17 protein-coding genes are annotated in these 25,795 nt (G+C 69.8%); 14 read left to right on the plus strand and 3 right to left on the minus strand.

Annotated features, from left to right (window positions below; translation table 11 throughout):
- Positions 1-11 precede the first annotated feature (11 nt).
- The 7 genes from ABZ855_RS10920 (at position 12) to ABZ855_RS10950 (ending at position 12,486) form a co-directional block, all read left to right on the plus strand.
- Positions 12-350 (plus strand): hypothetical protein, encoded by a 339-nt coding sequence (locus ABZ855_RS10920; protein ID WP_360804372.1) that lies wholly within the window; start codon positions 12-14, stop codon positions 348-350.
- Positions 347-760 carry a GPW/gp25 family protein gene (locus tag ABZ855_RS10925; protein ID WP_360804375.1) on the plus strand — a complete coding sequence of 138 codons (414 nt, stop codon included), beginning with the start codon at positions 347-349 and terminating at the stop codon, positions 758-760. Before ABZ855_RS10920 ends, ABZ855_RS10925 begins: the two co-directional genes overlap by 4 nt.
- Complete coding sequence (locus tag ABZ855_RS10930; RefSeq protein ID WP_360804378.1) at positions 757-3,936, plus strand: putative baseplate assembly protein; 3,180 nt, start codon at positions 757-759, stop codon at positions 3,934-3,936. Before ABZ855_RS10925 ends, ABZ855_RS10930 begins: the two co-directional genes overlap by 4 nt.
- On the plus strand, positions 3,933-7,778 hold the full coding sequence (locus tag ABZ855_RS10935; protein WP_360804381.1) for a putative baseplate assembly protein: 3,846 nt from the start codon (positions 3,933-3,935) through the stop codon (positions 7,776-7,778). The genes ABZ855_RS10930 and ABZ855_RS10935 overlap by 4 nt, the downstream gene beginning before the upstream one ends.
- Positions 7,778-9,955, plus strand: a complete 2,178-nt coding sequence (locus ABZ855_RS10940; RefSeq protein WP_360804384.1) for a hypothetical protein — start codon at positions 7,778-7,780, stop codon at positions 9,953-9,955. The genes ABZ855_RS10935 and ABZ855_RS10940 overlap by 1 nt, the downstream gene beginning before the upstream one ends.
- Positions 9,956-10,033: 78 nt before the next feature.
- The gene (locus ABZ855_RS10945; protein ID WP_360804387.1) at positions 10,034-11,599 is read left to right on the plus strand and encodes a DUF6519 domain-containing protein; all 1,566 of its coding nucleotides are present in this window, start codon (positions 10,034-10,036) and stop codon (positions 11,597-11,599) included.
- Complete coding sequence (locus tag ABZ855_RS10950) at positions 11,599-12,486, plus strand: peptidoglycan-binding protein (protein WP_360804390.1); 888 nt, start codon at positions 11,599-11,601, stop codon at positions 12,484-12,486. The genes ABZ855_RS10945 and ABZ855_RS10950 overlap by 1 nt, the downstream gene beginning before the upstream one ends.
- Before the next feature lie 62 nt (positions 12,487-12,548).
- On the opposite strand, the gene ABZ855_RS10955 is transcribed toward ABZ855_RS10950, so the two are convergent.
- From ABZ855_RS10955 to ABZ855_RS10965, 3 genes are all read right to left on the minus strand, one after another.
- Entirely contained in the window at positions 12,549-13,928 is a 1,380-nt protein-coding gene (locus ABZ855_RS10955; RefSeq protein WP_360804393.1) for a M1 family metallopeptidase, read from the minus strand.
- A 92-nt stretch (positions 13,929-14,020) separates the two neighbouring features.
- On the minus strand, positions 14,021-17,896 hold the full coding sequence (locus ABZ855_RS10960) for a Pls/PosA family non-ribosomal peptide synthetase (protein ID WP_360804396.1): 3,876 nt from the start codon (positions 17,894-17,896) through the stop codon (positions 14,021-14,023).
- 293 nt (positions 17,897-18,189) lie between these two features.
- Entirely contained in the window at positions 18,190-18,828 is a 639-nt protein-coding gene (locus ABZ855_RS10965; protein WP_360804399.1) for an ATP-binding protein, read from the minus strand.
- A gap of 187 nt (positions 18,829-19,015) precedes the next feature.
- On the opposite strand from ABZ855_RS10965, the gene ABZ855_RS10970 reads away from it, so the two are divergent.
- From ABZ855_RS10970 to ABZ855_RS11000, 7 genes are all read left to right on the plus strand, one after another.
- Complete coding sequence (locus ABZ855_RS10970) at positions 19,016-19,888, plus strand: helix-turn-helix transcriptional regulator (RefSeq protein WP_360804402.1); 873 nt, start codon at positions 19,016-19,018, stop codon at positions 19,886-19,888.
- On the plus strand, positions 19,885-20,091 hold the full coding sequence (locus ABZ855_RS10975) for a DUF397 domain-containing protein (RefSeq protein ID WP_360804405.1): 207 nt from the start codon (positions 19,885-19,887) through the stop codon (positions 20,089-20,091). Before ABZ855_RS10970 ends, ABZ855_RS10975 begins: the two co-directional genes overlap by 4 nt.
- An 86-nt stretch (positions 20,092-20,177) precedes the next feature.
- Complete coding sequence (locus ABZ855_RS10980) at positions 20,178-20,351, plus strand: hypothetical protein (protein WP_360804408.1); 174 nt, start codon at positions 20,178-20,180, stop codon at positions 20,349-20,351.
- A 170-nt stretch (positions 20,352-20,521) separates the two neighbouring features.
- Positions 20,522-22,588 (plus strand): class I SAM-dependent DNA methyltransferase, encoded by a 2,067-nt coding sequence (locus tag ABZ855_RS10985; protein ID WP_360804411.1) that lies wholly within the window; start codon positions 20,522-20,524, stop codon positions 22,586-22,588.
- On the plus strand, positions 22,585-23,904 hold the full coding sequence (locus ABZ855_RS10990; protein ID WP_360804414.1) for a restriction endonuclease subunit S: 1,320 nt from the start codon (positions 22,585-22,587) through the stop codon (positions 23,902-23,904). Before ABZ855_RS10985 ends, ABZ855_RS10990 begins: the two co-directional genes overlap by 4 nt.
- Positions 23,901-25,178: an AAA family ATPase gene (locus ABZ855_RS10995; RefSeq protein ID WP_360804417.1), complete on the plus strand. Its 1,278-nt coding sequence runs from the start codon at positions 23,901-23,903 to the stop codon at positions 25,176-25,178. Before ABZ855_RS10990 ends, ABZ855_RS10995 begins: the two co-directional genes overlap by 4 nt.
- Positions 25,175-25,795, plus strand: a complete 621-nt coding sequence (locus ABZ855_RS11000) for a DUF4276 family protein (protein ID WP_360804420.1) — start codon at positions 25,175-25,177, stop codon at positions 25,793-25,795. The genes ABZ855_RS10995 and ABZ855_RS11000 overlap by 4 nt, the downstream gene beginning before the upstream one ends.

Below are 25,795 nucleotides of genomic sequence, written 5' to 3' on the forward strand. Positions count from 1 at the left end.
GACGAGGAACAGTGTCCGGGAGTCTGCTCGATGCGAGCGCAGTGATCGGCTGCCCGCACGGCGGTCGTGTCAGCGCCGCCACCACATCCACCGGCGGGGTACGGATCGCGGGTGCCGCCGTCGTCACGGCCGCGCACGCCCCGGTCGTCGTCACCGGCTGCCCGCACACCGTCGACGGTGTGCCATCGCCCTGCGTCTCGGTCCGCTGGGCCGGCGACAGCACGGGCGTCCTGGTCGACGGCGCGCCCGCGCTGCTCGACACCTCCGCGGCCCAGTGCTTCACCTCGGCCTTCGTCCCCCAGGGACCGCCCGTCGTCCAGGCCGCGCAGCGAAAGGTCATCGTCCGATGAGCCGCCCGACCACTCCCGGCGCGACCAGCCGGGCCACCCGCCCGCGCAGCGACATCGCCTTCCCCTTCCACGCCGACCGGCGTGGCCGCACCGCGCACGCGGGTCACGCCGAGCACGTCCACGACCTGATCGAACAGCTCCTGTTCACCAGCCCCGGCGAGCGTGTGATGCGCCCCGACTTCGGCTGCGGACTCCTCGACCTGGTCTTCGCGCCCAGCAGCCCGGAGCTGATCAGCACCCTCGAACTCTCCGTGCAGGCCTCGCTGCAGCGCTGGCTCGGCGACCTCATCGACGTACTGGCCCTCGATGTGATCGGCGAGGACAACGTCGTCCGCGTCCATCTCTCGTACGCCGTGCGTGCCACGGGCGCCCGCCGCGACGACGTCTTCGAAGGGCGGGCCGCCGTATGAGCACCGACGACACCAGCGGTACCGGCAGCGTCGCCGCTCCCCGCCGCGCCAAGGTAAGGGCCGCCCAGCTCAACGGAGTTGACGCCGTCGAGGTCAGTGACGACGGGCTCCTGCTCACCGTCACCTTCCTCGGCAAGGCCCCGCACGGCCTCTGCCCCGAGAACATCCGGATCGACGGCGGCCGACGCATCACCGGCATCACCGCCGTCGATGTGAGCGTCGAGCGCGAGGACGACCCGGAGCTCGACGACCGGCTGTACGTCACCCTCGACAAGGCGGGCGACACCTCCCGCTACCGGCTCTCCCTCGTCGAGACCGACCCGTACGACCGCCCGGGCACCCAGCCCTACCGCGGCTTCGACCAGCGCTACCACAGCGCCTTCTTCTCCTTCCGTCCCGACCGCCCAACTCCCTTCGACTGCAGGGGAGATGAGGACCAGGGCGGCTCACAGCCCGTTTTCCCGGACGCGCCCGTCGTCGACTACACCGCCCGCGACTACGACACGATCCGCAAGCTCCTCCTCGACCGGCTCGCGCTCACCACCCCCGACTGGGTGGAACGCAACCCCGCCGACCTGGGCATGGCCCTCGTCGAACTCCTCGCGTACACCGGCGACCAGATCAGCTACCGGCAGGACGCGGTCGCCACCGAGGCCTACCTCGACACCGCCCGCCGCCGCGTCTCCGTACGCCGGCACGTCCGGCTCATCGACTACGCGATGCACGACGGCTGCACGGCCCGCGCGTACGTCACCGTCGAGACCGCAGGCGACCACACGCTCGCCCCCGGCACGTTCCGCTTCGCCTCCGTCGACGTCCGCACCCTCGACCCGCACGACCGGCCCGAGCCCGGCACCGTCGTCGACGACCACGAACTCGCCGACCTCGACGAGCGGGGCTCGGTGGAGGTCTTCGAACCGGTCCTGGCCGCCGACCCGTTGGAGCTGAGGGTCGCCCACAACGCGATCCGGCTGTGGACCTGGGGCGGCGAGGTGAACGCCCTGCCGAAGGGCGCCACCGCCGCGACCCTGCGGGACGAGTGGCAGGACCCCGAGACCTGCCGGGACCGGCAACTCGGCCTCAGGGCTGGGGATTTGCTGGTCCTGGAGGAGGTGAAGGGCCCGCGCACCGGCACCCCCGGCGACGCGGACCCCGCCCACCGCCAGGCCGTCCGCCTCACCTCCGTCACCCCCGCCCTCGACCGCATCGAGGACCAGCCGGTCCTGGAGGTCACCTGGGCGGCCGAGGACGCCCTGCGCTTCCCGCTGTGCCTCAGCACCCGCGGCGGACGTGACTGCCTGCCGGTCCACGACGTCACCCTGGCCCGCGGCAACGTCGTCCTCGTCGACCACGGCCGCTCCCTGCCGGGCGAAGGACTTCCCGAGACGTTCACCGTGCCGCCCGTGCCCGCAGTCGTGGCCGCCTGCGACCCTCCCGCCTTCGGCTGCGTAGACCGAGCCGAGGGCAACGCACCCGCCCGCCTCGTCAACTCCCTCGCGGACCAGACGGAGAACGGGGAGGCGCTGACGCCCGACGACATCCGCGAACTGTTCGACGTACTCGGCGAAGCCGCCACCAACCGTGCCGGACTCGGTCTCGAACGCGCCGGACAGCGCCACGAACGGGTGGTGCCCGGCACGGCGTACGCCCAGGCCGCCGCCCTGCGCACCCTGCTCGCACAGTCCGTCTACCCCGGCATCGCACCCCGCTTCCGACCGGTCCTCGGCCGGGCCCCCATCGTCCAGGCGGTACCGTTCCCCGACCCGGCGACCGTCTCCGCCGGCCAGGCCGAGCGGATCGCCGCCATCCCCGAACGCGTACGGCTGCGGCTCGTCGAACTGTGGCGCAGCGCCCGTGACCGCGACGGCCTCGACGAGCAGGAGATCGCCGAACTCGCCGTCGTGTACGGCCTGAAGGCGCTGGAGCGGTTCGAGCTGCGCCGCCACCCCGTCCGCGCCCTGCGCGAACTCCTGTTCCGCAACGACGAGTTGCTCGACGGCAAGCTGCGCCGCATCGAGATCCTCACGGCCCGGGCCCGCGCCGGAACCGTCCTCGACGGGCACATCGCCTGGGAGATCGCGCACAGTTGGGGCCCGGCGTACGCGGCCGGACTGCACCCGGACGAGCCCGCGCTGCGCGGCTCCGCGACCGCCGCCCTCACCCAGGACCCACGCCGCGCCCTGCCCGCCGTACACCTGCGGGAACAGACCGACGACCACACCTGGCACCCGCGCCGCGACCTGCTCTCCAGCGGCTCCCGGGACCGGCACTTCGTCGGTGAACTGGAGGACGACGGACGGCTCGCACTCCGCTTCGGCGACGGGACGCACGGCGCCCGTCCCGTCCCGGGCACCCGCCTGGCCGCCCGCTACCGCCTCGGCGGCGGCACCGCAGGCAATGTGGGCGCCGAGGCCATCAACCACCTGATCGTCAACCACCAGGAAGCGCAAGGGAACGGCGAGTCACCGCCCGTCGCCGTCGTCCGCAACCCGCTGCCCGCAACCGGCGGCACCGAGCCCGAAGCCATCGACCAGGTACGCCAGTTGGCCCCCCTCGACCTGCGCCGCACCCGCCTGCGCGCGGTCACCGCCGACGACTACGCGGCCCTCGCCACCGCCCTCCCCGGCGTCCAGCGCGCCGCCGCCGAGATCCGCTGGACCGGCAGCACCCAGGAGGCCCACCTCGCGATCGACGCGTACGGCACCGGCGCACCCCCGCCCGAGCTGCTCACCTCGGTCGCCCAGGCCCTGGAGGTGTACCGGCGTATCGGCCACGACCTCGTCGTGGGCGCCGCCCGGCACGTACCGCTGGACCTCGCGCTGACCGTGTGCGCCGCACCCGGCCACCAACACGGGCAGATCCTCGCCGAGTTGTACCGCGTACTCGGCACCGGCCGACTGCCCGACGGGCGGCTCGGCTTCTTCCACCCGGACGCCCTGACCTTCGGCGAACCGGTACGGCTCAGCCGCCTGGTGGCCGTCGCCGCCGCGGTGCCCGGGGTGGAAAGCGTCCAAGTCACCCGACTGCGGCGGCTGTTCGAGCAGGACCGAGGAGAGAGGGAGGACGGTGTGCTGCGGCTCGGCCCGCTGGAGATCGCGACCTGCGACAACGACCCGGACCGGCCGGAGAACGGCCTCCTGGCGATATCCCTGACGCCCGTTGGAGGTGCCCGATGACCACCGGCATACCCGTCCAGGGCGGCGACTTCGCAGACGGCTTCGCCGACGACTGCGGCTGCGGCGGCGCCTGCCGCACCGGCCACGACGAGCGCCTCGCCCCGGCCCCGCTCCACAACCCGCCCGGCCGCACCGCCCTCGACTACCGCGTGGGCGAGTACGGCGACTTCCGGGCCGCCCTCCTCGACCGGCTCGCCTCACCCGCGTACCCGGCCCTCGGAGGCCTCACCGTCCGTACCCCGGACGACCCGGCGATCGGCCTGCTCGACGCCACCGCCGTCCTCGGGGACATGCTCACCTTCCACTCCGAGCGGATCGCCGACGAGGCCTATGTCCGTACGGCCAATGAGCACCGCTCACTCGTCCTGCTCGGGCGGCTCGTCGGCCACCGACCGCGCCCCGGCGTCGCCGCCGCCACCCATCTCGCGTACACCCTCGAACGCGACCCGCGCGCCGAGACGCTGCCCGTGCTGATCCCGCGCGGGGCGCGCAGCAACAGCGTGCCGGCGTCCGCCGACGAACAGTCGCAGACCTTCGAGACGAGCCGTGAGCTGACGGCCCGCTGGGACTGGAACGAGCTGGGCGTCCGCCGTCGGCGTCCCTCCCTGCTCACCCCGCACGACCTGGAGAGCCGCTCCCAGATCTTTGTCGCAGGCACCGCGAACTCGCCGCGCGTCGGCGACCAGTTGCTCTTCGTCTTCGGTGAACAGGCGGGCGGTGAGCGGAAGTTGCTGCCCGTCGCACGGGTGCGCATCGACCGGGACGACGACGTCACGGCGATCTCGCTGCCCAGGTCGGCGCCGCCCACCCTCAAGGAACTCGTCGACGAGGTCCGGCTGTGGACCGCGGAACCCGAGAACCCGGGGGAGCCCGGTGACGAGCCGCCGACGCCGGAGGTCCCCAACCCGCGTCCGGTGAGTCGGCTGATCGAGGACTTCGACGATCAGGTGCTTGCGCCGCTCCGGGGGGATTTGGACGGCGTGCGGACGCCGGAGCAGTTCGCTGCGAGGTTGGCCGAGCCTGTCGCTCGGCTTGGGGAGGCGCAGGTGTTGGCTGCGCCGTACGAGGAGGTGGCGGAGTGGTTCGAGCAGTTGGAGGCGGTGCTGGGTGAACTCGGTTCACGTGCGCTGGAGTTGGCGCCGGTGCAGAGTGATGAAGGGGGTGCCGCTGTAGGTGGTTCTGCGGGTGCTGCGCCGTTGGGGCTTGTCGCGCAGTTCCCCGCGCCCCTGAGGTCAGATTCTCGTACCGCTGCTTTTCAGGCGCTGGCCGCTGTTCTGCCCGCTTTGCGGACCCAGACGTCGGCCGTACCCGGCGGAAAAGGTGCCCGGCGGCCCGGGGGTGATACCGCTCGACTGTTGTCCGCGCTCAATCCCGGGCTGGGGAGCCTCTACCCGGCCTGGCGGACCGTTGCTCCCGGTACGACACCCCAGTTGCTGCGCGAGCTGCTCGCGATGCGTGTGACCACTGCGCCCTTCGGTGCCGCCGCACCCCTCAAGCCGGTCCAGGACGAGCGGGGGCGGGTCATCCGTACCGCCGACTGGCCGCTCACCGGCGCCGCACTCACCAGCATGCGCGTCGTCTACGACACGGCCGGCAAGGTCCCGGTCAGGGCCGAGTTCCAGTACGTCGAGGGCAGCAGCTCCGACCAGCGGGCCGAGAACCTGCCCGTCCCGCAGTTCGTCACGTTCCCGCTGGGAACCGGGCAGGTCGACCTGTCCGTACGCGCGGGCCAGGACCGCGACCTGAACTGGCTCACCCGGCGCCCCGCCGACTCCCAGGAGCCCGGCGTCACCGCCCGGCTGCACTCGGGGCTGCCCGAGCGCACGCTGTTCGTGTCGCGGCCCGACGACGAGGGACTCGTGCACGTCGGCATCCACAACGGGACCACCCACGAGGTCACCCTGCGGCCGGGCGTCACCGAGCAGTTCACGCACGGGGACTACGAGGTCAGCCTGCGCTACACGCTGGGCTCCGCCGAGCCCAACGTCGAAGTGGTCATCGCGAGCAAACCGCAGGCCGTCAACCGCCGTCTCCTCCAGCTCGAGGCCGTCCACACCGGCATCACGGTCGGCAGCTGGGTCGCGATCCAGCGCCCCGCAAAGGGAGTTCAGGGCAAGATTCCCGGCGACCCGAAGCTCGCCTTCGTCACCACTCAGGTGGTCGCCGCCCGTACGGCCGCCTACACCAACTACGGCATCACCGGCCGAGGCACCGAACTCACCCTCGCCGAGCCCTGGTTGGACGAGTTCGACGTTCTGCTCTCGCACATCCGCGACACCACCGTGCACGCGGCCGGCGAACCCCTGCGCCTCGCCGACGAACCCCTCGGCGAGGACGTGCACGGCAAGGAGATCGAACTCGCCCTGCTGTACGACGGGTTGCGGCCCGGCCGCACCCTGATCGTCACCGGCGAACGCACCGACATCCCCGGCACGGCAGGCGTCCAGGCCACCGAGGTCGTCACCCTCGCCGCCGCCGACCCGGCCGTCGATCCCCGGCTGCCCGGCGACCACGTCCACACCAGGCTCACCCTGACCGCCGACCTCGCCCACCGCTACCGCCGGGACACCGTCCGCGTCCTCGGCAACGTCGTCGAGGCGACACACGGCGAAAGCCGCGACGAGGCCATCGGCAGCGGCGACTCCGACCGCGTCAACCAGACCTTCGCGCTCTGGCAGTCCCCGCTCACCTGGCTCGCCGACGACAACCCCCTCGGCGCCACCCCGGTCCTGGAGATCAGCGTCGACGGCCTGCGCTGGCACGAGGTCGACAGCCTCGCCGGACGCGGCCCCCGCGACCGCGTCTACATCACCGGCACCACCTCCGACGGCCGTACGACGGTGACCTTCGGCGACGGCGTCAATGGCGCCCGGCTGCCCACCGGCCACGAGAACGTCCGCGCCCGCTACCGCTTCGGCACCGGCAGGGCCGCCAACACGGCCGCGAACCGGATCACCCAGCCCCTCACCCGGCCGCTCGGCGTCAGCCAGGTCACCAACCCCCGCCCCGCCACCGGAGGTTCCGACGCGGACGGACCCGGCCTGACCCGCAGTACCGCCCCGCTCGCCGTATCCGCCCTCGACCGACTGGTCTCCGACACCGACTACGAGGACTTCACCCGCTCCCGAGCCGGAATCGGCCGCGCGGTGGCCCGCGAACTCTTCGACGGGCGAAGGCGGTTGCTGCACGTCACCATCGCGGGAACGGACGACGTCCCGATCGCCGAGGACTCCGAGACCCTGCGCTCCCTGCGCGGTGCCCTCACCGAGTACGGCGACCCGAACCTCCCCGTCCGCGTCGACGTCCGTGAACTCGTCCTCCTGCTCGTCGCCGCGAGGGTCAAGGCCGCCCCCGACCACGCCTGGGAACTCGTCGAACCCCGCCTGCGGCAGGCACTTCTGCGGCGACTCGGCTTCGAGGGACGGGAGTTGGGCCGCCCGGCCCGCCTCTCCGAGGTCCTCGCCACGGCCCACACCGTGCCCGGCGTCGACTACATCGACGTCGACGTCTTCACCGGCGTCCCCGCCTCCGCCACCCCCGACCGGCTCACCGAGCTGCTCGCCCACCCGGGCACGCCGAGGCCCTCGGTACCGGCGCACCCGGCGACGTACGAGGAGCGGACGCACACGGTGCGCGACGCGGACGGCGAGACGCTTTCCTCGGTCTGCGCCCGCCACGGTGTCCCGCTTCCCGAACTCCTGCGCCTCAACCCCGACATCACCGACACCCGGCGCCTCGCCAAGGGCCGCACGGTGTACGTCTTCCGCGGCATCCGCCCCGCCCAGCTCGCCCTGCTGTCCCCGCGCGCCGCGGACACCCTGATACTCACGGAGGTCAAGTGATGGCCGCGCACCCGCCGGACGTCCAGTTCGAGAGCACCACCCAGGGCAGCGCCCGGCAGCCCGACGGCCTCGCCGCCCTTCTGCCCCGCTGGTACCTGCTGCGCGACGCCGAGGAGGGCGAACCGCTGCGCGCGCTCCTCGCGGTGATCGCCGAGCAGCTCGACCGCGTACGCGACGGCGTCGAGCAGGGCTACGAGGACCTGTTCGTCGAGACGGCGGCCCCCTGGGTGCTCCCGTACCTCGGTGACCTGGTCGGCTACCGCACGCTCCCCGGCTATGAGCGGGTCCTCACCACCGGCCTGCACGACGGGGGCCGGGCCGCGCTCGCCGAGGCGATCGCCCCGCGCGCCGATGTGGCCGCCACCGTCGCGAACCGCCGCCGCAAGGGCACCCTGCACCTCCTGGAGGAGATCTCCGAACAGGTCGCCGACTGGCCCGCGCGCGCCGTCGAACTGTCGCGCCTGGTCGCCCACAACCAGTCGGTCAAGCTCCACCGGGACACGGGAAGGGGCCAACTCCTCGACCTCCGGAACAGCTCCGCGCTCGCCCTGGCCGGCGGCCCCTTCGAGACGGCGGCCCGCACGGTCGACGTCCGCAGCGCCAACTCCCGCCGCACGCAAGGCGGTCGGACCCCCGCCGGAGTCGGTCTCTTCGTCTGGCGACTCAAGGCGTACTCGCTGACCCGGTCCCCGGCGTACTGCGTGGACCGCGCCCGCAACCTCTACACCTTCTCCATCCTCGGCAACGACAGCCCCCTGGTCACCAAGCCGGTCCCGGAACCGTCCCCGGCCCACCTGGCCGCCGTCGACAACCTGCCGGCGTTCATCACCCGCCGGCTCCTGCACGACCGCCTCGCCGACTACTACGGCCCCGGCAAGAGCTTCGTGATCCGGCGCGACGGCGAGGACAAGCCCGTCCCCCCGTCGGACATCGTGGTCACCGACCTGTCCGACTGGCGCTACCGCCCGAAGCGCGGCCAGGTCGCCGTCGACCCCGAACTGGGCCGGATCGCGTTCGGCGCCCGCTCCGCACCCCGCCAGGGCGTCTGGGTCGACCACCACTACGCGTTCGGCGCCGACATGGGCGGCGGCGAGTACGAACGGGCCGACCGCGAGGACCGCCCCGACGCCGCCTTCTACCGGGTCGGCCCCGGACAGCCGTACCGCCAGATCATGGACGCCTACCGCGCCTGGCAGCACGACCGCAGGGCGGACCGCACCGGCCCCGAGGGCATCATCGAGATCACCCACAGCGGCGCCTACCAGGAACAGCTGGACTTCGACCTCGACCCCGGCGACCGCCTAGAACTCCGCGCCGCCGAAGGCACCCGCCCGGTGATCCGCCTCCTCGACTGGTACAGCAATCGCCCCGACGCCCTCAACATCCGTGCCGTGGCGGACGACTGCGCCCCGCACGAGCGCCCAAGGATCACCCTCGACGGACTCCTCGTCGCCGGCCGGGGCATCAACGTCACCGGCCCCATGGGCGCGGTCGTCCTGCGGCACTCCACCCTCGTCCCCGGCTGGTCGCTGCAGCCGGAGTGCGACCCGCACTCGCCCGACGAACCGAGCATCGTCCTCGAACGCACCACCGCCTGCCTGCAGATCGAGCACAGCGTCCTCGGCACCATCGAGGTCATCGGCGACGAGGTGAGCGAGGACCCCCTCGACATCCACCTCCGCGACAGCGTCCTCGACGCCACCGACGACACCCGCGAGGCCCTCTCCGCCCCCGACTGCCGTCACGCGCACGCCGTACTCCACCTCCACCGCACCACCGTCATCGGCGAGATCCACACCCACGCGGTACGCATCGCCGAGAACTCCCTCTTCACCGGCCGACTGCACGTGGCCCGCCGCGGCATCGGCTGCCTGCGCCACTCGTACGTCCCCACCGGGTCCCGTACCCCGCGCCGGTACCGCTGCCAGCCGGACCTGGCCGGACCCGAACAAGCCGCCCGTGTACGGCCGTTGTTCGCCTCCCAGCGCTACGGGACGCCCTGGTACGGGCAGTTGGCCGACCGGACGGCCGAGGAGATCAGGCGCGGCGCCGACGACGGAGCCGAACTCGGCGCCTTCCACGACCTGTACCGCCCGCAGCGCGAGGACGGACTGCGCGCCCGGCTCGCCGAGTACACGCCCGCCGGAACGGACGCGGGGATCTTCTTCGTGACCTGAGCCGCCGGCCACCAGCCACCGAGGCACCCGCCAGACCCCGCGAACCCGCACACTTATCGACCCTGGGGGACCCCCTTCATGCACGCCGATCTCTCCCGACTCACCTTCCGCCCGGACCGCCACTACTCCGCGGTCATCGCCCAGCAGGGCCGCGTCCAGCTCGACGCCGACGCCAACGAACAGGCCGCCATCCAGCTCCACCAGGCCCGCACCCTCGCCGCCGACCTCATCGGACCGCACGGCGGGCCGATCGGCTCGGCCGGCTTCCGGGTGGAGTACGTGGGCGGCCGGCACGACATCGACACCCTCTTCATCCACGGCGGCCGGTACTACGTCGACGGCATCCTCCTCGACGCCGACCGCCCGGCCCCCGGAACGCCTGTACCGGCCGACGACGAGGAGACCCAGGAGCCGGACCCGGACAGCGGCGCCGAGCCGCCCGCGTACTGGACCTACTGGGACCAGCCCGACGGCTTCCGCGACCCGGAGAAGCCCGCCGACCGCCTGCCCTCGCCCGCCCAGTCGCCGTTCCTCGTCTACCTGAAGGTGTGGGAGCGCTCGGTGACGGCCGCCGAGGACCCGGCGCTGCGCGAGGTCGCCCTCGGCGCGGCCCTGCCCGACACCGCGGCCCGCGTGAAGGTCGTATGGCAGGTGCTGCCGCTGTCGCTGGCCGCGCTGGACATCGAGGAGAGCGAGCCGTCCAAGGCCGCCGTCAGCGACGCGTTCGACCGGTGGGCCCTGAAGCAGTCCACGCCCACGGCCCGCCTCGCCGCCCGCAGCGAACGCCCCGACCACGCCGACGAGGACCCCTGCCTGGTCAGGCCGGACGCCCGCTACCGGGGCCTCGAGAACCAGCTGTACCGCGTCGAGATCCACGACGGAGGGGAGGCGAAGGACGCCTCGTTCAAGTGGTCCCGGGAGAACGGCTCCGTCGTCTTCCCGGTCGACGAACTCGACGGTACGTGGGTCCAGTTGGCGTCCCTCGGCCACGACGCCAAGCTCGACCTGGACGTCGGCGACCGCGTCGAGTTCACGGACACCGCGTACTCCTCGCGCCTCGAACCCCTGCCCCTGCTCCGGGTCGAGGAACTGGACCTGCCCGGCCGCCGGGTCCGCCTGTCCGCCGAACCGGAGCCGGGCGTGGGCCGCCTGCCCGGCCTCAACCCGTTCCTCCGCCGCTGGGACCACCACGAGGGCCCCCGGCGCAAGGGCCGCACGACAACCCTTCGCAACGGAGCCGTGCCGGTGACGGAGGGGGAGTGGCTGCCCCTGGAGGACGGCATCGAGGTCTACTTCGCCAAGGGCGCCGCCTACACGACCGGCGACCACTGGCTCGTCCCCGCCCGCACCGCCACCGGCAGCGTCGAATGGCCCCACGACCAGGCCCGCCGCCCCCTCCTCCAGGCGCCCGCCGGCATCGCCCGCTCCTTCGCCCCGCTGGCCCTCGTCCAGGGCGAGGGCAGCACCGTGGACCTGCGCCGCGCCTTCGGGTGGGCGGCGAGCAGCATCCCGGCGGCCGACGACGCGGCCCTCGCGACGGAGGCCCAGGCCCGCCGGGAGGAACAGACGGCGGACACCGACCCCTCCCACGGGAGGTCCCAGACGACCGCGGAAGCGGAGGCAGCAGTGGAGGGAGAGAAGTAATGGCGAAGCCGCTGAGCGCGTCCAAGCTGCTGGAGATCCTGCGCGCGGAGGGCCTGACGGTCCACGAGGTCCGCAACTGGCGCAACCACAACCGCAACGCGAAGGGTCCATGGGGCCCGGTCAACGGCGTGATGATCCACCACACCGTGACCTCCGGCACCAACAACTCCGTCGCCCTCTGCTACGACGGCCACGCCAACCTGCCCGGCCCCCTCTGCCACGGTGTCATCGACAAACAGGGCCACATCCACCTCGTCGGCAACGGCAGAGCCAACCACGCGGGCCTCGGCGACAACGACGTCCTGCGCGCAGTGATCAACGAGTCGAAGCTGCCCGTCGACAACGAGGCCGACACCGACGGCAACCGCCACTTCTACGGCTTCGAGTGCGTCAACCTGGGCAATGGCACGGACCCCTGGCCCGAGGTCCAGAAGGAGGCCATCGAGAAGGTGTCCGCCGCGATCTGCCGCTACCACGGCTGGAGCGAGCGCTCGGTCATCGGCCACAAGGAATGGCAGCCGGGCAAGGTGGACCCGCGCGGTTTCACCATGGACAGCATGCGGGCCCGCATCCGCCAACGCCTCGCAGGCGCCGGAGGCGGCAAGGACACCGAACCCGCCCCGACACCGCCCAAACCGTCCTACGTCCCGTTCCCCGGAGCCGGCTTCTTCCACGTGGGCCAGAAGTCCCCGCTGATCACCCGCATGGGCCGCCGCCTGGTGGCCGAAGGCTGCGGCCGCTACGAAACAGGCCCCGGCCCCGAATGGACCGAGGCCGACCGCAAGTCCTACGCGGCCTGGCAACAAAAACTCAACTACAAGGGCAAGGCCGCAGACGGAATCCCAGGCAAAACAAGCTGGGACAAACTAAAAGTACCGACCAGCTGAGACGCGCCCCATAGGGGCGCGGGGAACTGCGCGACAAGCCACGACGCACCCGCAGGCACAAACTAACCAGTGGACGGCGGATAAGAGGGCCGCGCAGGCACCCGCGGCCCTCCCACAACCGGCGTGGGCAAGACAGGCAACGCCCGCTCAAACAGCCACGCAGTGAACAACTCGTCCAACGGCTCCACAGCGAACCGCGAAACATACGCCGTGAACGTCCCCGTACTCACCGACCCACCCCGATGCAACCCGGCCCACCCCCGCAACATGCGGAAGAACACCTCGTCCCCCAAAGCACACCGCACCGCGTGCACAGCAAGCCCACCCCGCTGATACAACCGGTCGTCGAACATCAACTTGCGCCCAGGATCGGCAAGTCGCAGATCCTGCGGCTGCGAGGCCAGCAACCGATGCGCGGCCGCGGCGAGTTGCTGCGCACTGCGCCCGCCCGACCGCTCCGACCACAACCACTCCGCGTACTTGGCGAACCCCTCGTTCAACCAGATGTGCCGCCAGTCCGCGATGGACACACTGTTCCCGAACCACTGATGCGCCAGTTCGTGCGCGACGAGCCGCTCCGAACTCCGCGCCCCGTCCACATGGTTGGCGCCGAACAGCGACAACCCCTGTGCCTCGACGGGCACATCAAGCTCTTCCTCGGTCACGACGACCGCGTACTCACCGAACGGATACGGCCCGAACAGCTCCTGGAACAGTTCCATCATCGCGGGCTGGCGCGCGAAGTCCCGGGAGAACTCGGGCAGCAACTCGGCCGGAATGTGCCCGTGTTGGGGCACACCGCCGAGCCCGGGATCACCGAGCAGCACGGTCTGGTACTTCCCGATCGACAGCCCCACGAGATAACTCGACGTCGGCGCGGACTGCTCGTACACCCACGTCGTCGTGGAGGCCTTGGCCGTCCGGGTCAGCAGCCGTCCGCCCGCCACCACCGCGTACGCCGACGGTGTGGTGATCGAGATCTGGTAGGACGCCTTGTCGGCGGGCCGGTCGTTGCACGGGTACCAGGAGGGCGCCCCGATCGGCTGGCTCGCCACCAGCGCCCCGTCCTCCAGCTCCTCCCAGCCGAGCCCGCCCCAGGGGCTGGCGACCGGCTTGGGATTGCCCGCCCAGTGCACCTCGACGGTGAACGCGGCCCCGGTCCGCAGCGGCTTCGCGGGACGGATGCGCAGCCGACCGCCCCGGTGGGTGTAGTGGGCGGCCTTGCCGTCCACCCGGACCCGGCCGATCTTGAAATCGCCCAAGTTCAGCTGGAACTCGGCAAGCGGGGCCCGGCCCGCTATGGCGTTGATACGGGCCGTGCCCGCCAGCCGGTTCGGACCGGGACGGTAGTCCAGCGCGAGTTCGTACCGGTGCACCCGGTAACGGGCGTCACCGTTGGCCGGGAAGTACGGGTCCGAACCCACTGTCTGCTGAACGCTCACTGCTGAGTCTGCTCCCTGCGCTGTGCTCGAACGTGGTGCCGGAGATGAACCCATCCCCGCTCCGGTACCCGAACGAGCCGCGCTCACCGCTTTCAGGAACGCCATGACTCGATCGGGTTGCCCAGCCAGCGGGTGTCGTCGGGAACGGACTCCGCCGCCATGACCAGCGACGCGGGACCCAGAGTGGACCGGGCCCCGACCGTTGAACCGGGCAGGACGATTCCGCCAGGACCCAGCGTCGCGCCCTCTCGGAGGACCACAGTATCCGTCCGCAAGATCCGGTCGTGGAAGAGGTGTGTCTGCAGCACGCATCCCCGGTTCACGGTGGCCGCGTCCTCCAGGGTCACCAGGTCGGTCTCGGGCAGCCAGTAACTCTCCACCCAGACCCCCTTCCCGATGTGCGCGCCGAGCCCCCGCAGCCACGCCGACAGCACCGGCGTACCCGGCACGGAACCCGCCATCCACGGTACGGCGACGACCTCCACGAAGGTGTCCGCCAGCTCGTTGCGCCACACGAACCCGCTCCACAGCGGATGCTCACCGGCCCGGTGACGCCCCACGAGTACCCACTTGGCGACGATGGACAGGAGGCATGCGACGGCCCCCACGCCCAGCAGCACCAGCCCGCCCGCCAGCCAGAACCAGCCGCCCAGCACACTGAACGCGGCGACCGTCAGCACGGCGAGACCCGCCGAGCAGAACACCGGCACGATCCGGAACAGCTCGACCAGCGCCCGCGCCCACAGCAGATGCGCCGGCGGGTCGTACGTACGGCTCTGATCGCCGCCCGTCGCGGCCCGGGGCAGCTTCATCGGCGGCAGCCCGAGGTACGAGCTGCCCTTCTTGGCCTTCTTCGGGGTGGCCGAGAGGACCCCGACCAGGCCCCCGTCGGGCACCGACCGGCCCGGCGCGGTCATCCCGGAGTTGCCCAGGAAGGCCCGCCGCCCGATCTCGGCCCGTCCGATCCGCAGCCAGCCACCACCCAGCTCGTACGGCGCGGTCAGCGTGTCGTCGGCCAGGAACGCGCCCTCGCCGACGGTCGTCAGGCTCGGCAGCGCCAGCACGGTCGACACCTCGGCGCCCCGCCCGATCCGCATCCCGAGCAGCCGCAGCCACACCGGCGTGATCAGCCCGGCGTACAGCGGGAACAGCGTCTCGCGCGAGCGGTCCATGAGCTGCGTGACCGTCCAGGCCTGCCAGCCGATCCGGCTGTGCGTGGGATGCGTACCCTCGCGCAGGCCAAGGCTCAGCAGCCGTACGGCGATCAGCAGCACCAGCGCGTACGCGAGACCGAACGCCAGGGTGGCCGGCACCAGCGCGAGCGCGATGCCCCGCAGAGCGGTCCCGAGCCCGGCGTCCGGGTCGACGAACAGGCCCGCGACCAGCAGCGCGACCGCGCCCGCCAGCACCGGCAGAGCGGTGAGCGCGAACCCGGTGACGCCGTACATCGCCCGCCAGGCACGTCCGCGCTGCGGACGCTCCTTGGGCCAGTTCCGCTTGGCCTTGCCGAGCTTCACGGCCGGAGCCCCGGCCCAGCGCTGCCCGGTCGGCACCGTCCCGGCGACCGCCGAACCCGGCGCCACCTCGGCCCGTTTGCCGACCCGCGCGCCCGGGAAGAGCAGGCTGCGCGTCCCGACGACAGCGCCGGCACCCACCTTGACCTGCCCGATCTCCAGCCGGTCCCCGTCCAGCCAGTGGCCGGACAGATCGACCTCGGACTCGACGGCGGCCCCACGCCCCAGCTTGAGCATCCCGGTGACCGGGGGCAGCGAGTGCAGATCGACGTCCGTGCCGACCTTGCCGCCCAGCGCTCGCGCGTACCGCTCCAGCCATGCCCCGGTCAGCGAGGTCGCCCCGCTGAACTCGGCGAGCCGCTCGGCCGTCCACAGCCGCAGATGCACACTGCCACCGCGCGGATACCGCCCCGGCTTCACACCTCGCAGCAGCAGCCGCGCCCCACCGGCGGCGAGCGCGAGCCGCCCGGGCGGCGAGAAGAGCACGACGGCCCCGGCGGCCACCGCCCACCACGACGTCACCGGCGCCCACCGATAGGCCCCGAACCAGTGCAGTACGTTCGCGGCGCCGGCCAGCGCGACCGCCCACCGCAGCCCCATCAGCGTGAACAGCGGAACCAGCAGCAGCAGCTGAACGGCCTTGGCGCGCAGCGGAACCGGCGCGACGACCCGCCCACTGCTGTCGTCCTGCGCGGACTTCTCCAGATGCCGGGCGAGCTTGCGCAGCACGGGCTGCTGGTAGATGTCGAGGACGGCCGCGCTCGGGTAGCGCGTCCGCAGCCGGGTGGTCAGCTGGGCGGCGCCGAGACTGCTCCCGCCGATCGCGAAGAAGTCGTCGTTCGCGCTGCCCACGGGGATACCGAGGACCTCGCTCCACTGCTCGGCGAGCCACGCCTCGGTGCCGTACAGCTCGGCGGCGGGACCGGTCTCCAGTCCCTCCAGCGGCCACGGCAGGGCGTTGCGGTCGACCTTGCCGGACGTCCGCGTCGGCAGTTCGGCGACCGGCGCGAGCAACGGCACCAGGGCGGCGGGCAGCTCGGCGCGCAGCCGCTCCACGGCGGCGGCCTGGTCCCAGCCCTCCTGCGTCACCACATAGCCGACGAGCAGCTGGTTGCCACTGCGGGCGGTCCGTACGGCGGCCGCCGCACCGGCGACCCCGGGCAGCGCCTGGAGTGCCGAGTCGACCTCGCCCAGCTCGATACGGCGTCCGCCGAGCTTGATCTGCTCGTCGGCCCGCCCGAGGAAGATCAGCCCCTCGGGCTCGGCCTTGACGAGGTCACCGCTGCGATAGGCCCGCTCCCAGCCGAGGGACTCGAGGGGCGCGTACTTCTCCGCGTCCTTCTCGGCGTCCAGGTACCGGGCGAGCCCGACCCCACCGATCACCAGTTGCCCGCTGGCCCCCATGGCGACGGGCTCCCCGGCCTCGTCGACGACGGCGAGCTCCCAGCCGTTCAGCGGCAGCCCGATCCGCACGGGCTCCTCCCCGGTCATCAGGGAGGCACAGGCGACGACGGTGGCCTCGGTGGGCCCGTAGGTGTTCCACACCTCGCGCCCCTCCGTCACCAGCCGCTGCACCAGCTCGGGCGGGCAGGCCTCCCCGCCGAAGATCAGCAGCCGTACGTCGTTGAGGGTCTCGGGCTCCCACAGCGCGGCCAGCGTGGGCACGGTGGAGACCACGGAGATCTCCTGCTCGACCAGCCAGGGCCCCAGATCGGCGCCGCTGCGCACCTGGGAGCGCGGTACGGGCACCAGACAGGCCCCGTAGCGCCAGGCCAGCCACATCTCCTCGCAGGACGCGTCGAAGGCCACGGAGAGGCCCGCCATGACCCGGTCGCCGGGTCCCACGGGATCGTCGGTGAGGAACAGCGCGGCCTCGGCGTCCACGAACGCGGCGGCGCTGCGGTGGCTGACGGCGACGCCCTTGGGCTTGCCGGTGGAGCCTGAGGTGAAGATGATCCAGGCGTCGTGCTCGACCCCGGGGCGCCGCGCGGGCAGCTCACTGGGGGCGCCGGGAAGGGTGATCTCGTAACCGGCCCCGACGACGGCCCGTACACCGGCCTCGCCGAACACCAGCTCGGCCCGCTCGTCCGGGTCCTCGGCGTCCACCGGAACATAGGCGGCGCCGGCGGCGAGTACGGCCAGGATCGTCACGTACAGCTCGTTGGTGCCGGACGGCACCCGGACCCCGACCCGGTCCCCGAGCCCCACGCCGGCGGCGCTCAGCCGGCGCCGTACGACCTCGACCTCGGTGGCCAGCGCGCGGTAGGTGAGCGCGGTGGTGCCGTCGTCGAGGGCGGGCTCGGTCGGGTACGAACGTACGGCGGCGTCGAAGACGTCGACGAGTGTGCGGGGCGAGGCGGCGGGCCCCGCGGAGAAACGTGCCGTGTCGCCGAACCGCTCGCGGATCTCTTCTTCGAGCAGACCGAGAGCGCTGCTCTCGTGTATGGCTGCCATCAGTCCTCGCGTCTCGTTCCCGGAAACCTCCGGGTCGCTGGCGGGGCCCGCAGGTGTGCCTGGGGTTGTCCGGCTCCAGCTCCGTTCCGTAACAAGCCGGAAATTTTAGTACGAGACTAGGGTCGTGGTAGTCCGTCTGCCATGCGGAAGGGCTGTTCGGGGGCCGCTCAGGGTGCCTGGGGGAGTGGCTGACCGCTTCTGACCTGGTGATCTTCGTGCGGGCGCGCTACGGAGAGAGACATCGCCCACACACAACGAGTGAGGGCCGCGACCTGGTGGTGATGACCCTCACTTCACCGAGGTCCGTCTTCCCCATTGTCCCGTACGTTCACCGGCTCGGCCGCGTGCAGCCGCAGCGCGGGGCCCTCGTCCAGCTCCAGTACGACGACGGGCCCGCCCGAGGCGTAGCGTTCGCCCCGCACACTGCGGACCGTGCGCCATGCGTCCCACGCTTGTACGCACTGTCCGGCCCGGACCGTGACTGCCGCGACCTCGGTTCCCGTACGGGCGGGTGCAAGGTCTGTGGCCTTCAGCTCCGCCCAGATCGTTTTGCCGATCCCGGCCGCGCGGCCCGTCACGCCCCAGCGGAGCGTCAGCGCGTCCACGAGCAGCAGGCCGCGCCCGCCCGTCTCGTCCGCGCCGGGCGCCCGCACCTCGGGAGTGCCCGCCCCGGCATCGCTCACCTCCAGCCGCAGCAGCCCCTCGTCCGCCGAGTGCGCGATCCGGACACCGACCTGCCGATCCTGCGGCGCCCGCACCCGCAGGGCATTGGTGACCAGCTCCGAGAGCACCAACTCCGCGGTCTCGGCGACCTCTTGACCGGCTTCCCAGCCGTGGAGTACGGCGAGCAACAGCGCTCGCACCCGAGGAACACTGCGGCGGTGCCGGGCGAGCCGGAAGGTGACCTCGCGAGTGCTGGAGGGGTCTGCCATGACGCTCCCTGGAGGTAGGTAGCTGGTGATCAACTTCCTGTGATTCGGCGGGCGTCGTGACACCCATGCTGAGGAGAGTGCCGCGCGGCGACGATTTCGCGCAACGTTGAATGCTTGTCCAGCCTTAAATTCATCCTTCTGTGTAATCTCGTCGCATCGCGCATCAGCTCCTGATAGAGAGTTGTCCATGCCAAATGTCAAGCCTTCCACCGTGCTCGGACGCCAGCTCGGCGATGAACTACGGCGCTTTCGTGAGGCGGTGGGCTTCACGACTACTGCTGCCGCCGAGGTGCTGGACTGCACCAAGGGGAAGATCAGCCGGATCGAGAACGGCCACGTACCCGTCCGAACGCCAGATCTGATCGCCCTCATGCAGGCATACGGAGTGGAGGACCCGGAGGCGCGCGAACGCCTTGGAGCGTTGGCCCGAAGGGCCAATCGCCGCCGACGTGAGGGTTGGTGGCACCAGTACGGCTCCGTGCTCGAAGACACGTACCGCGACTACATCGAGATGGAGTCGATCTGCGATGGCATCAAGACGTTCCAGGCGCAACTGATCCCTGGACTGCTCCAAACCCCGGAATACGGGCGGGCTGTCACCGTTGCTTCGCGCGCCTGGCAGACCGCTGAGCAGATTGACCAGTTTGTGCAGGTTCGGATCGCCCGGCAAGAACGGCTCGTCGACGAGGTCCCATTGGAATTCTGGGCCGTACTCACCGAAGGAGTGCTCCGTCAGCAGGTGGGGAGCGCGACAGTGATGCGTGACCAGTTGGAGCATGTTGCGAACATGGCCGAGCGGCCCAACGTCACCGTCCAGGTGCTGCCGTTCTCGCGCGGGGCGCACTCAGGTATGTTCGGCCCATACCTGTTGCTGAGCTTTCCGAGGGTGTCGGCGGTGGACCTAGTACTGACTGAGACGCCGACCGGCAACATTTGGATGGAACAGGAGTCTGAGGTCGCCCGCTATCGCGAGCTCTTCGACGACGCTCGTACCTCGGCGCTGCCGCCAACGGAATCGCTCGGACTGATCCGACGCGCCGCCAAGGAGCACAGAACATGACCCAGGACCGCCGTCCTCTGCGCGATCTCACTGAAGCGGTATGGCGCGTCAGCAGCTACAGCGGCGGGCAGGGGGAGTGCGTCGAAATTGCCGACAACCTCCCCTACCTCGTCCCCGTCCGCGACAGCAAGTGGCGCGCCACTGCCCCCGCGATCACCTTTGGCCGTGACGCTTGGTGCGCGTTCGTCGCGCAGCTGGGCTGATTGACGTTGGGGAGACGGGAGCGGGCTCGCCGGACCAGATCACCACGGTGGGGGTCGGCGATCCGGTCCTGGCAGATCTGGTAGGTGTGGAAGACGGCGAGGCGGCTTCCACCAGCGACCAGCTCGACATGGACTACCTGCGGCAATTCCTACGCAGCGCGGGCGACACCCGCCGCGACACCTCCGCCACAGGCACCCACCGCACGGACCTGCGCGGGGCCCAGCCGCCGCAGATGGACATCGAACAGCAACGCTGGTAATGGGGCGGTGTTCCGTGGCTTGGGCGAGTTCGAGCGAAAGCTGAGGGAACTTGCCAGGATGGGCGATCAAGCGGCACGCCTGGCCTGCTACGGGCTGGCATACGGGACCCTTGCGCCGACGGAAGAATTCCCCACCGTGACCTACGAAGACGCAACACGAGAGGTGCTGAGTGAGCAACACCAACCAGGAACTCGCCGACTTCATCTGGTCGGTGGCCGACCTGCTGCGGGGCGACTACAAACGCTCGGAGTACGCCAAGGTCATCCTGCCGCTCACAGTGCTGCGCCGCTTCGACTGCGTGATGGAGGAGAAGGGCACGCGTGAGGCGGTGTGGAAGCGCAACGAGTCGTTCGCGGGCGACCGCAAGGACGCGCTCCTGCTCGGCGTCTCCGAACTCCCGTTCTTCAACACCTCCCGACAGAACTTCAGAACCATCAGTAGTGACGACAAGAACGTCTATGCCAACCTCAAGGACTACATCCGCGGTTTCTCTCCCGAAGTCACCGAGATCATCGACCGGTACGACTTCCACGTCCAGATCGAGCGTCTCCAGGAAGCCGACCTGCTGTACCTGGTGGTCCCGGAGTTCGCGGCGATGGACCTCAGTCCGAGCAAGGTCAGCAACCACGACATGGGGTACGTGTTTGAGGAGCTGATCCGCAAGTTCGCGGACGCTTCCAATGAGACGGCCGGTGAGCACTTCACCCCGCGCGAGGTCATCAAGCTGATGGTCGAACTGCTCCTGGGGCCCGACGAGGAACTGATCCGCAGGCCCGGCGCCGTCATCGACATCCTGGACCCGGCATGCGGCACCGGCGGAATGCTTGCGGCCGCCGAGGAGCACATCAAGGACATCAAGCCAAGCGCCCGGGTCAACCTGTTCGGGCAGGAGATCAACGCGGAGTCGTACGCGATCTGCCGCTCCGACATGCTACTCAAGGGGCATAAGGCGGAGAACATCCGGTTCGGAAACACCTTCACCCGCGACTGGCACGAGGACCGCCGCTTCACCTACATGCTGGCCAACCCGCCCTTCGGGGTGGAGTGGAAGAAGTCGGAGAAGGCGGTCCGTGCGGAGCACGACGACCGTGGCTTCGACGGGCGCTTCGGGGCCGGCCTGCCCCGGATCAACGACGGTTCCTTCCTCTTCCTCCAGCACATGCTCCACAAGATGCAGCCACTGAAGAAGGACGAAAACGGCGAAGAGATCGGCGGCTCGCGCATCGCTATCGTCTTCAACGGCTCCCCGCTCTTCACCGGGGGCGCGGGGTCGGGTGAATCGGAGATCCGCCGCTGGATCCTGGAACACGACTACCTGGAGACCATCGTCGGCCTCCCCGACCAGCTCTTCTACAACACCGGGATCTCCACGTACTTCTGGATCCTCAGCAACCGCAAACCCAAGCACCGCAAGGGCAAAGTCATCATGATCGACGCGCGCGGGGAGTGGGTGAAGCGGCGGAAGTCGCTCGGTGAGAAGCGCAAGGAGATCTCTGAGGCGCAGATCGCCGAAATCTGCGCGATGTATCGCGACGCCGAGCAGATCGCGGCGGACGAGAACCACCCGCAGCACGCCAAGGTCAAGATCCTCCGCAACGAGGAGTACGGCTACCAGCGCATCACCGTGGACCGCCCGCTGAAGCTCCGCTTCGAAATCACCGAGGACACGCTTACGGAACTCGCGACTTCTGCGGCGCTCCAGAAGGTGCTGGGTGACAAGACGATGGCTGAGGAGGAAGTGGCCAAGCGGCAGGAGCAGTTCGTGGAGGCGCTGCGCCCGCTGGCCGGGGAGGTCTGGCCGACCAAGTCGGAAGCATGGGACGCCCTGCACAAGGCTGTTGTGGCGGCTGGCCTGATCTGGCCGTCTGGTGCGGCCTTCCAGAAAGCTCTCCGCGACGCGGTGGGTGTACGCGACCCGAAGGGCGAGGTTCAGTACGCGAAGGCGAAGCAGCCCGAGCACGATCCCGAGCTCCGCAACGCCGAGAACGTACCGATGGACCAGGACATCGACGAGTACCTCGCGGAAGAGGTTAGGCAACACGTAAAGGATGCGTGGATCGCTGAACTCAAGAACCCCAAGACAAGATTGGCGGAACGCTCGAAGGTGGGTTACGAGATCCCCTTCACACGGCACTTCTACGTATATGAACCGCCACGACCGCTCGCGGAGATCGATAAGGAAATCAAGTCACTTGAGGACGAGATCCAGGCGTTGCTGGGCGAGGTGACTTCGTGAGCACTGCGGAAATCGCGTACCCGCGCGTCCCTCTGAGGCGTTTCATTCGAGAGATCGCCGATGGGCCGTTCGGTAGCTCCTTGACCAGTAGTCACTACGCTTCAGAAGGTGCTCGCGTAATTCGGCTAGGGAACATCGGCGCAGCTCGCTTCAAGGAAGCTGACGCCGCTTACATCTCTTTGGAATATTTTAAAGAGCTGAGACAGCATGAAGTGAAGTCCGGAGACTTGATTATCGCAGGGCTCGGCGACACTAACAATCCTGTCGGGCGTGCGTGCGTGGCCCCCCCTGGACTGGGCCCGGCGATCGTGAAGGCAGACTGCTTCCGCGCCCGGCTCGACGAAGGACGGATCTCCCATCAATATGCGGCTTGGGCCCTCAGCTCATCCTTCGTATCTGGCCAAGTGCAGACGCTGACACGTGGCTCAACTCGTGCCCGAATCAACCTCGATGTCGCACGGGAGATTCAACTGCCCGTGCCTCCAGTAGAGGAACAGCGCCAAATCGCCGACTTCCTCGACATCGAGACCGCTCGCATCGACCAACTACGCGAGCTGAGGGCACGACAGTATTCACTCGTCGAGGAAGCTGATTTCAGTAGGACTTATAATGTCGTGCGCGGGGCTCACGTACCTGGCAGGCGCAAGGAAAGTGGCTTGAAGTGGTTGGGATCTATTCCTGCAGACTGGCGTGTTGGCGCTGTCTCGCACTACTTTGATGTTGCCCTAGGTAAGATGCTCAATCAGGAACGGACAAGAGGAAAATACCTCCGACCCTATCTTCGAGTGGCTAACGTCCAGTGGGATCACGTGGATATCAATGATCTCGCCCTGATGAATTTTCCGCCGGGCGAACAGGAGCGATATCGCCTAGAGTCGGGGGATTTGCTCGTCAATGAAGGTGGAAGCTGGCCCGGTAGGGCGGCGATCTGGAACGGAGAGATCTCGGAAATCTACTACCAGAAGGCGCTGCATCGGATTCGTGCCATTGGGTCAGAAATTCCGCGATGGCTCTTTTACTGCCTGGTCACGGCGGAACGGCTCAGGGTGTTTCAGGTCCAGGGGAACACCAGCACCATGACACACCTCACCCGCGAGCAGTTGGAGCCCCAAAGGTTTCCGTTTCCGCCCGTTGACGTCCAGCGCCAATTGGTTGCTCAGCTTGATCAAGCCGCAGGTCGAGCGAAAGAGGCGCGTACGCTGCTCAACCGCCAACTCGCCCTACTCGCCGAGCGTCGCCAAGCCCTGATCACCGCCGCCGTAACCGGCCAGTTCGACGTCTCCAGCGCCTCCGGTCGGGGAGTTGACGCCACATGACCTTCGACAAGGCAACCCGTTGGCTGACGACGAACACCATGCCGACCGTGCCCTTCGTCAACCGCCTGCGCGTGAGCGGCTTCCGATCCTTCGCCGAGTGCGACGTGACGTTCGGTCCATTGACTGTCCTGATCGGACGGAACGCCTCGGGCAAGTCAAATCTCTTGGACGCCCTGAAATTCATCCGTGATTGCGTGGAGAGCCGCCCTCTGAAGGCCGTGACGGCACGGGGCGGGACAGACGTGCTGTTTCATCAGGCGAACGCCGAAACGGCCGAGGCGCTCTCCGTCGAGGTCTACCTCACGCTCCGCTCTTCTGAGGGTGACTCCCCTTCGCCCGGCCCTGTCCACGCCATGTATGGATTCCGTCTCGTTCGGGACGCCGTCCGTAGCCGGCAGCTCGTCGCTGTCGAGTCGGAATGGCTGGAGGTCAGGACGCCTGAACACGGCACCCCCCGCGGATTCAGGCGAGAAGGCGACACCGTCACGCCTCTCGACGGTGACGCCCCCCTGGGCCCGGTCATGTCCACGGACCAGGGCCTATGGCTGGGCCTCGCCGCCGCCACCGACGCCACGTACGCCGGTGTCCTCCACGCCCTCTCCACGATGTCGCTCTACGCCCCCGTCCCGGCCCGGATCGCCGAACCGCAACGTGCCACCTCAGGGGACACACTGCTCCCGGACGCGTCAAACCTGGGCCAGATCCTGGGCACCCTGGCCACCGCTCACCCCGAGGTGAAGCAACGCATTGACGACTACTTGGCAGCCATCGTCCCCGGCGCCATCGGTATCGACGAGCGCCCCCTCGACGCGTACTCCTCCGTGCAGTTGAGGATGCGGGACGACGACACAGCCGACATCATCCGCTTCGGCGCCGACCAGCTCTCGTACGGCACACTCCGCGCCGCCGGACTGCTTGCCGCCCTTTTCCAGCCTGACGCGCTCGAAGGCTGGACCTCCCTCGTATGTGTCGACGAGCCGGAGCTCGGGCTTCACCCGGCCGCAGCCGGGGTGATGTTCGACGCGCTCACGGAGGCGGCCAAGCACGTGCAGGTCATCGTGGCCACGCAGAGCGGGGACCTCCTGGACCGGGACGAGTTCGATCCGGACTGGGTGCGTACGGTCACGGTCGTGGACGGAGCAACGGTGATCGAGCCGCTTGGCGAGGTTGCCCGGCGTGTGCTGGCCAAGGGCCTGGACACGATCGGCGGCCTGATGCGCGGCGACCAGTTGACGCCCAATGAGGTGTGGCCCGAGAGCGGACCTCGCCCATGACGAACTCATCGGCCCCACCTGTGATCGCATCCGTGGTCGAGGGTGACGGCGAGATCCAGGCCGTACCGAAGCTGCTGCACCGCATCGCCGGAGCCCTGGGTGTCTGGCGCATCAGCACCCCACGTCCCGCGCGGGTGCCTCGAAGCCAGATCGTCAAGGCCGGGGGCATCGAGAACGCGGTACTGAAGCAGGCGGAATTCGTACGCGGACACATGGGCGGTGTGCTCGTCCTGCTCGACGCCGATGACGACTGCCCAGCCACTCTGGGACCTGAACTGCTCGCACGCGCGCAACAAGCGTGCTCCGATATCGCCGTTGCCGTCGTGCTGCCCTCGCGCGAGTACGAGTCATGGTTTCTCGCGGCGGCCGACTCCCTCGCCGGTGTCAGGGATTTCCCCGTCTCCATGACCGCACCTGAGCAGCCCGACACCAAGCCGCGCGACGCCAAGGGATGGCTGACCCACCAGCGAGGCAAACACCGCCCATACAGCCCCACGGCGGATCAGGCTCCCCTCACCAGCGCCATGGATCTCGAACTGGCCCGCGCCAACTCCCCGTCCTTCGACAAGTTCTGCCGTGACGTCCACTACCTCATGACCGGAAAACGAGGAGCCTGA

This window comes from Streptomyces sp. NPDC047042 (assembly GCF_040644035.1).
Taxonomy (GTDB): domain Bacteria; phylum Actinomycetota; class Actinomycetes; order Streptomycetales; family Streptomycetaceae; genus Streptomyces.

Excerpts from the sequence above, each read along its gene's own strand:
- ABZ855_RS10940 (WP_360804384.1), top strand. The coding sequence starts at position 7,778 with ATGGCCGCGCACCCGCCGGACGTCCAGTTCGAGAGCACCACCCAGGGC.
- ABZ855_RS10925 (WP_360804375.1), top strand. The coding sequence starts at position 347 with ATGAGCCGCCCGACCACTCCCGGCGCGACCAGCCGGGCCACCCGCCCG.
- ABZ855_RS10965 (WP_360804399.1), bottom strand. The coding sequence starts at position 18,828 with ATGGCAGACCCCTCCAGCACTCGCGAGGTCACCTTCCGGCTCGCCCGG.
- ABZ855_RS11000 (WP_360804420.1), top strand. The coding sequence starts at position 25,175 with ATGACGAACTCATCGGCCCCACCTGTGATCGCATCCGTGGTCGAGGGT.
- ABZ855_RS10975 (WP_360804405.1), top strand. The coding sequence starts at position 19,885 with ATGACCCAGGACCGCCGTCCTCTGCGCGATCTCACTGAAGCGGTATGG.
- ABZ855_RS10950 (WP_360804390.1), top strand. The coding sequence starts at position 11,599 with ATGGCGAAGCCGCTGAGCGCGTCCAAGCTGCTGGAGATCCTGCGCGCG.
- ABZ855_RS10930 (WP_360804378.1), top strand. The coding sequence starts at position 757 with ATGAGCACCGACGACACCAGCGGTACCGGCAGCGTCGCCGCTCCCCGC.
- ABZ855_RS10935 (WP_360804381.1), top strand. The coding sequence starts at position 3,933 with ATGACCACCGGCATACCCGTCCAGGGCGGCGACTTCGCAGACGGCTTC.
- ABZ855_RS10970 (WP_360804402.1), top strand. The coding sequence starts at position 19,016 with ATGCCAAATGTCAAGCCTTCCACCGTGCTCGGACGCCAGCTCGGCGAT.
- ABZ855_RS10995 (WP_360804417.1), top strand. The coding sequence starts at position 23,901 with ATGACCTTCGACAAGGCAACCCGTTGGCTGACGACGAACACCATGCCG.
- ABZ855_RS10960 (WP_360804396.1), bottom strand. The coding sequence starts at position 17,896 with ATGGCAGCCATACACGAGAGCAGCGCTCTCGGTCTGCTCGAAGAAGAG.
- ABZ855_RS10945 (WP_360804387.1), top strand. The coding sequence starts at position 10,034 with ATGCACGCCGATCTCTCCCGACTCACCTTCCGCCCGGACCGCCACTAC.